Origin of the sequence: Brachyspira pilosicoli (assembly GCF_019402445.1) — a bacterium.
Lineage (GTDB): Bacteria > Spirochaetota > Brachyspiria > Brachyspirales > Brachyspiraceae > Brachyspira > Brachyspira pilosicoli_B.
In genome coordinates this window covers 1-11,999 of sequence record NZ_SRZM01000057.1, presented here as the reverse complement: position 1 = coordinate 11,999, position 11,999 = coordinate 1, and the positions used below count along the sequence as shown (strand labels likewise).

Genomic DNA, 11,999 nt, shown 5'->3' with positions numbered 1-11,999 from the left:
AGTGCGAGGTTTTAGTTTTATATCTTTGTAATATACAATCTAAAATAATATTTATATTTTGTTATACATAAAAAGCTAGACTTTATTAAATGCAGTCTTTTTGGTTCTTTGTGCCAACAAAAGAACTGGGGGGTACGGGGGCTAGTCCCCGCAAAATAAAAATTACAAAATATTTATTCAATCATATATTTCAATCAATATAAAAAAACAAGGGCATACTTTTTCAAGCATACCCTTGTTAATTTATTATTAATATTTATTGATTACAGATTCACTATAGAATTAACTCTCTCGTCAGTAATAGCTTTAGTAGGACATTTAGCTATACTCTCTTCTGTAATAGCATAATCTTCATAATTAACTATAGCTAAATTATTGTCCATTTTCATACCGCCCTCTTTAGTGTTTTTCACACAAATGCTGCATCCAATACAAGCTTTATCGCAAGCCTTTTTAGCAATAGGACCTTTGTCTTTAGATTTACAATATACATGAAACTTTTGAGCTACAGGGTGAATCTCTATAAGCTTCTGCGGACAAGCCTTCACACAAGCATTACAAGATACACATTTATCTTCAACAATCACAGGCATACCAGTTTTTTCATCTTTTATAATAGCTCCAAAATCGCAAGCTTTCATACAATCATAAAAACCAACACAACCATAAGTACAATCCTTGTTTCCTCCAGCCATAACAGCAGAAACACAAGTCTGAGCTCCATTATAAACCTGACTAGATTTAGCTATATCCTTATGTCCATGACAGAATATATAAGCCCTAGTTCTCTCTTTTTGAGGCGGAGTAACCTTACCTAAATATTTAGCAACAGCCTCAGCAGTAGCAGCACCTCCCACAGAACAGCCGTCAACAGGAGCTTCATCAGCAACTAAAGCCTTAGCAAATTGAGCACAACCAGGATAACCGCATCCTCCGCAATTAGCCCCAGGCAGCATTTCTGTAACTTCTGTAACTCTCTCATCAACCTCAACTCTAAAGATTTTAGAAGAAAATATTAATAAAACAGCCAATATCAAAGCTATTAAAGCGGAAGATATTGAAGCCACTAATATAGATGTAACCATTTTTACTATCCTTTAATAAAAATAATCTCAGAAATATCAGATTTTGATGATACCTGAAAAACCATAAAATATAAGTGCTAATATACCAGCAGTAATAAAAGGCATAGCAGGTCCCTTAAAAGCTTCTGGTATGTTTGCAGTAGTTAAACGCTCTCTAATACTAGCCATTATAACCAATGCCAAAGTAAAACCAACACCAGCACCTAAAGCAAATACTATATTTTGTATAAAATTATATTTGTATAAAACACCAAATAAAGCTAAACCCAATACACAGCAGTTGGTAGTGATAAGAGGAAGATAAATACCTAAAGATAAGTACAAACTCTCACTAGTCTTTCTTACTACCATCTCTACAAATTGTACTAAAGCAGCTATTACTATAATAAACAAAATAGTTTGTAAAAACTCAATTTTAAAAGGCACTAATATATAATATTGTATCATCCAGCTAACAGCAGCAGTAAGTACAAGTACAAATGTAACCGCAATACCCATACTCACAGCAGAATCTAATTTGTTAGAAACTCCCAAGAAAGGACAAATTCCTAAAAACTTAGTTAATACAAAATTATTAACTAATACAGTAGCAACAAAAAGAAGTACTAAATTCATAATAATTACCTCACTCTAGCATCTATAGTTCTTTTGATAGCTATTAATACTCCCAAAGTAAAGAAAGCACCAGGAGCTAATATCATCACAATCCAAGGAGTAGTAATTTCGTTGTAAGCATTCAAAGCAAAAGGCATAGCAGATTCAACAAAACCTCTTACAGTTCCAACTATATCAAATCCAAGCCAAGTACCATTACCTAAAATCTCTCTGATAGAACCTAATAATAATAAAGCCATAAAGAAACCTACACCATTACCTAAAGCATCAAAAATACTAGGTATAACACCATTCTTATTAGCAAAAGCCTCTGCTCTTCCTAATATTATACAGTTTACAACGATAAGCGGTATATATGGACCTAATGCCAATGATAAAGTGTAAAACTTAGCCTTCATAACTATATCTGTTAAAGTTACAAAAGCAGCTATTACTACAATGTATCCCATAATTCTTACTTCATTAGCATAAATCTTTTTTACTATAGAAATTAAAGCTGATGAACAAACAAGTACAAATATTGTAGCCACAGACATACCAATGGCATTCATAACACTATTTGTTACTGCTAAACTAGGACACATTCCAAGAATCTGTACGAAAGTAGGATTATTTTTCCATACTCCATCAATAAAGATTTTAGAATTTTTCATAATTAATTTAACCCTGATTTAATTAAGATTATTTTCTATTATTTTAACATATATAAGTATAATTTCAAGCATAAGAAAATAATTTACTAAAATATAATTATGCACTAATTTTTAACAATAATTTTTAAATATTTATAATTATTAACTTTATTTTTTTTATTTTTTAATTATAATATTTTGCATGAAAAATATAGATTTAAACAACATAAAAAGAATAGTTTTCAAATTCGGAACTAATGTATTAAGAAATGATGAAGGATATATTTCTTTAGCTAGAATATATTCTTTTATAGAAGCCATAGCTAAATACAAAAAAATGGGAAAAGAAGTTTTAGTTGTTACATCTGGTGCTGTTGGATTGGGAGCGAAAAAGATTAATGCAACAGATTTAAGCGAGGTATCACTAAAACAAGCATGTGCTGCAATTGGGCAATCACAGCTTATGTCTATTTATGAAGATGGATTTTCAAAGTTTGATATTGTTACAGCACAGATTCTGCTTACAGAAGAAGACTTTTCAAATAGAAGAAGATATTTAAATTTGCGTTCTACTTTAGACACATTATTAAAATATAACGTAATACCTATAATAAATGAAAATGACACTGTTTCAAGCGATGAGCTTAAATTATTATACGATGTTACTCAAATAAGCTTTTCTGATAATGACAAACTCTCTGCATTAGTAGCTAGTGAGCTTGATGCTGATTTGCTTATAATACTTTCTGACATCAATGGTCTTTATGATGATAACCCTAAAACTAATCCAAATGCTAATTTTATACATGAAGTTTTTGAGGTTACAAAAGAAATAGAAAGCTTAGGGCTTGATGCTTCTAAAGGCGGAAGAGGCGGAATGAAAACAAAATTGCAGGCTGCTAAAATTGTTACAAGGTCAGGATGCGGTTTAATTATTGCTAATGGAAAAACTCCAAACATTTTAAATAATATATTCACTACAAAAGAAAAAACTATATTCTACCCTGTAGAAGAAAACAATGAACTCAACACCAAAAAAAGATGGATTGCTTATGCCACAACTATTATAGGAAAGGTTATTGTTAATGCTGGTGCTAAAAAAGCTATAATAGAAAAAGAATCAAGTCTTCTTCCTATTGGCGTAACAAAGGTTGTAAACAATTTTAAGAAAGGCGACATTGTAAGTATTATAGATGAAGACGGTGAAGAGTTTGCAAGAGGTATTATTAATTACAACTCTGAAGATACAATTAAGATAATAGGCAAACATTCTGACTCTATATTAGAGATATTAGGCTACAAGAATTATGATGCTTTAATTACAAGGGACTACATAGTGTTGTTATAATAATATTTTTAAGTTTTTTATTTGCGGGAATTAGCTCCACTATGAAACCTACCCGATAGGTAAAAACTTTGACGAAGTCCGTAGCGAGAATATTGGAAAAGTTGATAAATATATTAATAAAAATATAAAAACTAAATTTTGACAAAATGCATTTTTTCAGTATAATCTAAAATATTGCAAAAATATTACTTTTATTATATAGTATTTAAATTATTAATTATTAAAACTAAGAGGACTTTTTTTATGACAACTAACAGAGAAGAATTAGAAGCTCTTTTATATCAAACTAGATTAAAAATAGAAGATAATCAAAAAGATGAAATGTTAAATAGATTAAATAAAGATTTAGCTTTTATAGAAGAATTATTTGATGTAAATGTTGATAATATAGACCCTTTATATCATGTCATTGATTTGCCTGAATATTTAAGAGAAGATGTTGCAGGAGACACTTTAAAAAATGAAGTGATAATGGATTTATGCAGAAGCGGTGAATATGGCTATATAGTAGTTCCTGCTGTACCTGCTGCTTTAGAAAACAGCGAACACCAAGCTAAAAAATCTAATTAAAAAATAATTTATAACAAGGTTTCAAATACTCATAATGAACTATTCTTATGATGACAGAGAAAGCATAAAAAAAGAAAAGAAAAATGCATTAAAAGCAATATTAAAGCCTTTTATATTTATATATTATAGAAGCAACAATTTACTATATAAAACCATAGCAAGGCTTATTTTAGGTTTTATTATAGCATTTATACTATTTGGAATTATTACGCTTTTTGTACGTTTTGATAAGATGAAAAGTTCAACTATGATGAATACCATTGAACCAAATAAAATGGTTATTACCTCAAAATTAAGATATGCAATTGCAATAAAACCTTTCGTATCAAAACTAACAGGAAAAACTATAGTATTTTCAAGACCTGAGAGGGGCGACATAGTTTTTATAGTTGATCCTAGAAGCAAAAAAGAAAATATTTTTAAAAAGTTTATATCATATACAGTCTATTTTTTCACTTTTGGAAATATTAATATATCCAACACAAGATATTTAGTAAAGAGAGTAATAGGTCTTCCAAATGAAACCATAGAAATAAAAAACAAAACTGTATATATAAATGGAACTGAATTAAATGAGCCTTGGGCAAATATTGGCAAAGATAATAGAATACTCGAAAGCAATATATCTTCAAGGGATAATTTTGGTCCTTATATTATAGGCTATAATGAATATTTTGTATTATCAGACAATAGAGATTATGCTTATGACAGCAGAGATTTTGGCAGTATTCATTTCTCACTCATAGACGGCAAGGTTATATCTTATTAAATAAAATGCTTGAAAAATATTATATAAATGATATAATATCGCAATTAAAAACTGAAAATTATAATTTTTTATAAGGATATATATTTATGAATGCTTTACTAACTTTAGGAATAATCGTTTACTCAATAATTTGTGTATTACTACTTTTACTTATAATAATACAAGGCGGTAAAGCAGAAGGTTTATTTTCTAGTGCACAAGCAAATGTACTTGGAAGCCAAAGAGGAAATGCTCTAACTAAAGCAACTACTATTTTATCTACAATATTTATCGTAGGAGCTTTACTTATATCTATGGCTATAAGCACTCAAAAAACTGCTTTCGACCAAGCAACTACTACTCCTAATATACCAACAACACAGCAAGTGCCAGCAACAAATAATGCTTTGCCAAACACTAATTTAAATACTAATAATTAATTATTTAATTTAAGAATTGAAATATTTAATTATAAAATAAATAATAGAAGAAGTATTTATATATTATCATAAATATACAATGCTTCTTCTATATTATTATTATCATCTATTTTTAATATCTTTTTTTGACCAGAATCTTTAAATCCGTTTTTTATATAAAATCTTTTAGCCTCTTCATTCTTATCAAAAACATAAAGACATAAGTTTTTATACCCATTATCTTTCATATATGATATACAATGATTTAATAATTCACTGCCTATACCAGAACCTTGATAAACTGGGTGAACATATAAAGACATTATCTCTCCGTAGTTTTCTATGTTGTATCTATTATTACCGCAAGATATAGCACCTATAACATTATCATCTAAAAGAGCAATATGCACTTCTCTTGTCTTTGTCTTTATACCCTCAGAAAACTCCTCACACCAATCATCTAAATATATCTTTTTTAAAAAATCTTCTGATACAATATCCTTATAAGATTGCTTCCAACATATAGCATGAAGCTTGCTTATATAAAATACATCATCTATATTAGCTTTTCTTATAATTAAATCCATATTGTTACTCAATTTTTTATTTATTCGTTATAAGCTTCTTCAGCACTCATTAAAAGATCAGTGTCATCTGTATTTTTAACAGGCTTTTCTTCTTCTTTTTTCTCTTCTTTTTGATTTTTATCAACAGCAAGGTTTTTATTTTCTAGATATTCTTCTAATTTTTCTTTAACCTTGTCTACCCCACCCATATTAAGAGCCTCTCTAATCTGTATCTCAAGCTCCATACGCATTTTAGGGTCTGCTGCAAGAAGTTCTCTTACCTTCTCTTTACCCTGTGCAATCTGCTCTCCATTATAGTAGAACCAAGCACCGCTTCTTGTGATGATTTTTGCTTCCATAGCTAAATCTATTAAAAGACCTTCGGAAGATATACCCTTACCGAATATTATCTCTAAATTAACAACTTTAAACGGTGAAGATAATTTATTTTTAACAACTTTTATTTTTACTTTATGACCTATAGTATCATCACCCTTTTTAATCCATTCAGTTCTTCTAATATCAAGCCTTACAGAAGAATAGAATTTCAAAGCCTTACCGCCTGTAGTAGTTTCTGTAGGACCAGCACCATAGCCAGTTGTAGCAATATTTTGTCTTAATTGGTTAATGAATATTACAGCAGTATTAGTATTGCTTATTATAGCAGTAAGTTTTCTCAAAGCATGACTCATAAGTCTAGCCTGTAAAGCAATATGAGCATCTCCTATATCTCCAGCAAGTTCCGCCTTTGAAACTAATGCTGCAACAGAATCCACAACAACAATATCAAAAGCAGTAGAAGATACAACTTTTTCTAATATTTCAAGAGCTTCTTCACCTGAGTTTGGCTGAGAAATATATAAATTGTCAATATCAACACCCAAAGCACTCGCATATACTGGGTCAAGAGCATGTTCAGCATCTATAAAAGCAGCATAACCGCCCGCCTTTTGAGCTTCTGCTATAATGTGTAAAGTAAGTGTAGTTTTACCAGAAGCCTCATGCCCATAAATCTCTATAATTCTACCGCGAGGAACTCCCCCTACTCCTAAAGCATGGTCCAAAGTTAATGCCCCTGTAGAAATAACATCAACATTAACCGTTTTATTGCTTCCAAGCCTCATAAAAGAGCCAGGGCCGTATTTTTTATTTATTTGGTCGGTAATAGCTTCTATTGCTTCGCTTTTACCGTCTTTTTTTACTTCAGCTGTTTCTTTCTTCTTAGTAGCCATATTCTCTCCAAAAAATTATTAACTTAAATATCATTTATAAAATTTATTATATTGTACAAAAATACATTATTTTGTCAAGATATTATTATAAATAAAACTAAAAAATAATTGTTTTATACAAATAAAATTATTTAAAATATAAAATTATAATTTATAATATACGCGATAAAAAGAAAGTTATTTAAGGAAATTAATTTATGAAGAAATTGTTATTATTACTACTATTAAGCATTTTACTCTATAGCTGTAAAGAAACTAATATAGATTATTCTGATAAAAACAACTGGCTTAAAATATCAGAAGATAAAAATAATGAAGTTGATATATTTTATCTATATCCAACAGTATGGTATGGAGAAGGCACTAATAAAGACTTTGTATGCCCTATAGATTTTAAGCCTATGAGAGAAAATGCTACTAATGCATTAATATCTCAAAGCACTGTATTTGAAGAAGTGGGAAACATATATGCTCCTTTTTATAGACAAGCAGATGCTCTATATATATTAGACACAAACAATAATATAAAAAATAAAGAAAAATATTTTAACAACATACCCAAAAAAGATGCGATAGCAGCATTCGATTATTTTATTAAAAATTTCAATAACAATAAACCTTTTATATTAATGGGGCATTCACAAGGTGCTATGATGATAAAAGAAATATTAAAAGACTATTTCAAAACTAATGAAAACTTAAATAATAGATTGGTTGCTGCATATATTATAGGATATTCTGTTACAACAAATGATTTAATAGAAAATCCGCATTTAAGATTTGCGAAAGGAGAATATGATACTGGTGTAATAATTTCTTATGATGTAGAAAGCCCAGAATTTAATGGTTATAACCCTACACTTCTTGAAGGAGCTATAGCTATTAACCCTATTACATGGACATTAGAAGAAGATGAAGCTCCAAAAGAAAAAAGCTTGGGCTCTTGTTTTTTTGCTGGAACTAATTATAACATTGTAAAAAATTTTGCAAGTGCTAAAGTTGACAAAAAAAGAGGCGTTATAAAATGTGATTCTATTAATGCAGATGATTTTTATATTGACGGTATGTTTGAAAAAGGCAATTATCATGTATATGATATAGCATTATACTATAATGACTTAAAAGAAAATGCTAGAAAAAGAGTCGGAGCTTTTTGGAAATAAAAATAAAGGTATATTAAATTAATGGAAAATACAAAACAAGTAGAATTAGGCACTAAACCTGTCGGAAGATTATTATTTAAATTATCAATACCTGCTATATTGGCACAGATTATTAATGTTTTATATAATGTTGTTGATAGAATGTATATAGGACATATTGAAGACATTGGAGCTATTGCTTTAACAGGTGTTGGAGTTACTATGCCTATAATAATGGCAGTATCAGCATTTGCATATCTTATTAGTATGGGGGGTGCTCCACGTGCTTCAATTATGATGGGGAAAAAAAGTTATGATAAAGCAGAAGAAATACTCGGAAACTCTGCTATGGCTTTAATAATTATAGCTATTACAATTACTATATTTTTATTGATATTTGCTAAGCCTCTTCTTATGTTTTTTGGTGCTAGTGAAAATACTATCATTTATGCTTTAAGATATTTGAGAATATATTCTATAGGAACTATATTTGTACAATTGGCGTTGGGGTTAAATGCATTCATTACGGCACAGGGAAAGGCAAAAACTAGCATGTTTACAGTTTTAATAGGTGCAATTTGTAATATAATATTAGACCCTATATTTATATTTGGATTTAATATGAATGTGAGAGGTGCAGCACTAGCTACTATAATATCTCAGGCTGTATCTTGTTTATGGATATTATATTTCATGACTTCTAAAAAAACTTTATTAAAATTAAAAATTAAATACTTAAAAATATCTCCTAATGTAATACTCCCATGTTTAGCATTGGGTTTTTCACCTTTTATTATGCAATTTACAGAGAGTATTTTATTTGTATGTTTTAACACTTCCTTATTTAAATATGGAGGAGATTTGGCTGTTGGTGCTATGACTATATTAAGCAGTATAATGCAATTTTCTTTTCTTCCAATATATGGTCTTACACAAGGCTCTCAGCCTATAATAAGCTATAATTATGGAGCTAATAATATTGACAGAGTAAAGGGCACTTTCAAAATACTTCTTATAAGTAGCATAATATTTTCTACTTTAATGTGGGTAATTTCTATATTTTTTCCATATTTATTTGTTAGAATATTTACAAGCGATGAAACTTTAATTAATTATAGTATTTGGGCTTTAAGGATATATATGGCAAGCTCTCTTATACTTGGAGCTCAAGCAGCATGTCAACAGACTTTTGTAGCTTTGGGTAATGCTAAAATTTCAGCATTTTTGGCAATTTTAAGAAAAGTAATACTATTAATACCTTTAATCTTTATACTTCCAATATTTGTTGAAAATAAGGTTATGGCTGTACTTTTGGCTGAACCTATAGCAGATATTATTGCCGTATTAACTACTGTAACTATGTTCTATATTTTCTTTAAAAAACTTATAAAAAATATTGAAAAAAATGATAAAAAGTTTAGAATAACAACTATTTAATAGATATAGTTTATTTTAAAAAACTAATGACGAAAATATATAAATATGTATTTTTTATAAAATATATTGGAGAGAAGTATGTTTAAAAAATTAAATTTGCAGGTAAAAATTAGTGCCGTTATATTAATTCCATTTTTGCTGATGATTATTGTTTCTGGTGCTATTAATGTAAAATCTGTAAGTACTATCACTAAAGATTTATCATATAAAGTGCTTGAGCAAAGTTCTACAGGCGAAGCTACTATATTACAATTTTTCTTAAGAGAAGAGTTATTATACGCTACAGGTTTACAATATGATGTTGAAACTTTATATAATGACGGAACTAGAACAAGAATAGCATACGAAAATATGATAAGTAATTTTTTAGATAAAATGAATCCAAATGTATGTGGAATGTCTATTACTTTCTTGCCAAATTACATAGATGATGACATAAATTATGTAAATGATCCAAAATATTCTGCTGCCAATGGTCAATTTAGCTATTATATTGCTAGAAGCGGAAATCAAAAAGAATCTAGAGGTTTTACAGCTCAAGAATTAACTGAAGATTACATAACAAAACCATTATCAACAGGAAAGCCTTATATTACGCCTATATATAAGTATTTATTAGTTGGTAATAAAGAAGAATTAATTTTTACTTGGTGTCTACCTATTAGAAATAATGGAAATACTATTGGTGTTATTACTGTAGATATACTAGTTTCTTCTATTAATTCTTTGGTTGCAAATATACAGCCTTTTGAAAATGCAGAAGCTTCTTTATTTGATAGTGATGGAAATATATTATATGATGCTCAAGACACTAATAATGTAGCTAAACAATTGTATGCAGCTTATAATTATTACAAAGAATATAATGTATTGGAAGGAATTAATAAAGGAACAGCAACAAACTTCTCTGCTTATAGTGAAAAATTAAAAAAGAATGTTACATATACATTTGTACCATTAGAACTTACATCAGGACAATATTGGGGATTAAAACTGCTTGTTCCAAACAATGTTATATTTAGAGAAAGCAATAATATAAGAAATAGAATAATTATTATTTCATTAATTATAATGATTGTAGCATTTTTAATTACACCTCTTATAATAAAGAAAAAAGTAAGTAATGTTATTTATCTATTAGCACAGGATATGACTAAACTATCAAATGGAGATATATCTTGGAGTCCTCCAGCACAATTTTTAGCATTAACTGATGAATGGGGAGTCATAGCTAAGGGTATACAAAATACTTTAAATAATCTTAATAGTATAGTAAATACTGTTAAAAACTCTGCTGACCATGTATCTACTGCAGCAAATGAAGTTTTGAGTGGCAACAATGACCTTGCTAGTAGAACAGAAATGCAAGCTTCAAGTTTGGAAGAAACTGCTTCTTCTATGAATGAAATAGCAAGTAATATAAATGAATCTGCCGATGGAGTATTAAAAAGCTCTCAAATGGTTATGGAGGCTAAACAGTATATTAATAAAGTTGGAAACATAGTTAAAGAAAGTGTTATAAAAATGAATGATGTTAATGAAGCTAGCGGTAAAATTATGGATATTACTAAGCTTATAGAAAATATAGCTTTCCAAACAAATATACTTGCTTTGAATGCTTCTGTTGAGGCTGCACGTGCCGGTGAACAAGGAAGAGGATTTGCTGTTGTTGCTAGTGAAGTAAGAAACTTAGCACAGAATGCTCAAGAATCTGTAAAAAATATTACTAATCTTATTAATGACAGTAATGATAAAGTTACTTTGGCTACTGAAAGTGTAAAAGAATCTCAAAGTATATTTATAGAGTTAGAAGAGAAAATGGATAAAGCAGCTGACATTATGCAAAAAATAAATAATGCCGCACAAGAACAAAAAAGAGGCGTAGAACAAATAAACTTAGCTATTATGGAAATGGATAGCTCTGTACAAAAAAATGCTGCTTTAGTAGAAGAGGCTACTGCTGCTTCACAATCTCTATTAGAAGAGTCTAGAGATTTAACAAAATCTATTGAATATTTCAAACTTAGAGAAGAAGAATAATTTAGTAAAATAAATTTATTAAAATTAAAAGGGTATGTTTATAATATTAAACATGCCCTTTTGTTATATTTATATATAAATACCTTTCAAAACGCACGCTTAATAATCTTTTATATATAAATAAAAATTCTAACTTTTATGTTATTTTGTATTTTTGATTTACTC

General features: G+C 28.9%; 12 protein-coding genes. 7 read left to right on the top strand and 5 right to left on the bottom strand.

The genetic code is table 11. From position 1 onward, the window contains the following. Positions 1 to 263 precede the first annotated feature (263 nt). Genes E6A48_RS02530 through rsxE form a run of 3 tightly spaced genes read right to left on the bottom strand, consistent with a single transcriptional unit; the run spans position 264 to position 2,353 of the window. Positions 264 to 1,085: an RnfABCDGE type electron transport complex subunit B gene (locus tag E6A48_RS02530; protein WP_219708400.1), complete on the bottom strand. Its 822-nt coding sequence runs from the start codon at positions 1,083 to 1,085 to the stop codon at positions 264 to 266. Between the two features lie 36 nt (positions 1,086 to 1,121). Then, on the bottom strand, positions 1,122 to 1,703 hold the full coding sequence (gene rsxA, locus E6A48_RS02525; RefSeq protein WP_219708401.1) for an electron transport complex subunit RsxA: 582 nt from the start codon (positions 1,701 to 1,703) through the stop codon (positions 1,122 to 1,124). Positions 1,704 to 1,705: 2 nt separating this feature from the next. Continuing rightward, positions 1,706 to 2,353 carry an electron transport complex subunit RsxE gene (rsxE, locus tag E6A48_RS02520; RefSeq protein ID WP_014932673.1) on the bottom strand — a complete coding sequence of 216 codons (648 nt, stop codon included), beginning with the start codon at positions 2,351 to 2,353 and terminating at the stop codon, positions 1,706 to 1,708. A 181-nt stretch (positions 2,354 to 2,534) separates the two neighbouring features. On the opposite strand from rsxE, the gene proB reads away from it, so the two are divergent. The 4 genes from proB (at position 2,535) to E6A48_RS02500 (ending at position 5,438) form a co-directional block, all read left to right on the top strand. Next, positions 2,535 to 3,680 carry a glutamate 5-kinase gene (proB, locus tag E6A48_RS02515; RefSeq protein WP_219708399.1) on the top strand — a complete coding sequence of 382 codons (1,146 nt, stop codon included), beginning with the start codon at positions 2,535 to 2,537 and terminating at the stop codon, positions 3,678 to 3,680. A 243-nt stretch (positions 3,681 to 3,923) separates the two neighbouring features. Beyond that, on the top strand, positions 3,924 to 4,250 hold the full coding sequence (gene gatC / locus E6A48_RS02510; protein ID WP_013244826.1) for an Asp-tRNA(Asn)/Glu-tRNA(Gln) amidotransferase subunit GatC: 327 nt from the start codon (positions 3,924 to 3,926) through the stop codon (positions 4,248 to 4,250). A gap of 34 nt (positions 4,251 to 4,284) precedes the next feature. Continuing rightward, the gene (gene lepB, locus E6A48_RS02505) at positions 4,285 to 5,019 is read left to right on the top strand and encodes a signal peptidase I (protein WP_219708397.1); all 735 of its coding nucleotides are present in this window, start codon (positions 4,285 to 4,287) and stop codon (positions 5,017 to 5,019) included. Between the two features lie 86 nt (positions 5,020 to 5,105). Continuing rightward, positions 5,106 to 5,438 carry a preprotein translocase subunit SecG gene (locus tag E6A48_RS02500; protein WP_219708395.1) on the top strand — a complete coding sequence of 111 codons (333 nt, stop codon included), beginning with the start codon at positions 5,106 to 5,108 and terminating at the stop codon, positions 5,436 to 5,438. Between the two features lie 56 nt (positions 5,439 to 5,494). On the opposite strand, the gene E6A48_RS02495 is transcribed toward E6A48_RS02500, so the two are convergent. After that, the gene (locus tag E6A48_RS02495) at positions 5,495 to 6,004 is read right to left on the bottom strand and encodes a GNAT family N-acetyltransferase (RefSeq protein ID WP_219708394.1); all 510 of its coding nucleotides are present in this window, start codon (positions 6,002 to 6,004) and stop codon (positions 5,495 to 5,497) included. A gap of 20 nt (positions 6,005 to 6,024) precedes the next feature. Then, positions 6,025 to 7,215 carry a recombinase RecA gene (gene recA, locus E6A48_RS02490; RefSeq protein ID WP_219708393.1) on the bottom strand — a complete coding sequence of 397 codons (1,191 nt, stop codon included), beginning with the start codon at positions 7,213 to 7,215 and terminating at the stop codon, positions 6,025 to 6,027. Between the two features lie 197 nt (positions 7,216 to 7,412). Between recA and E6A48_RS02485 the strand changes: the two genes are divergently transcribed. The 3 genes from E6A48_RS02485 to E6A48_RS02475 all read left to right on the top strand — a co-directional run bounded on the left by E6A48_RS02485 (position 7,413) and on the right by E6A48_RS02475 (position 11,834). After that, positions 7,413 to 8,378, top strand: coding sequence for a DUF3089 domain-containing protein (locus E6A48_RS02485; protein ID WP_219708392.1), 966 nt, complete (start codon positions 7,413 to 7,415; stop codon positions 8,376 to 8,378). Positions 8,379 to 8,399: 21 nt separating this feature from the next. Continuing rightward, a complete protein-coding gene (locus E6A48_RS02480; protein WP_219708391.1) occupies positions 8,400 to 9,794 on the top strand; it encodes an MATE family efflux transporter in 1,395 nt (464 codons plus the stop codon). A 78-nt stretch (positions 9,795 to 9,872) separates the two neighbouring features. Beyond that, on the top strand, positions 9,873 to 11,834 hold the full coding sequence (locus tag E6A48_RS02475; RefSeq protein ID WP_219708389.1) for a methyl-accepting chemotaxis protein: 1,962 nt from the start codon (positions 9,873 to 9,875) through the stop codon (positions 11,832 to 11,834). Positions 11,835 to 11,999: the final 165 nt, after the last annotated feature.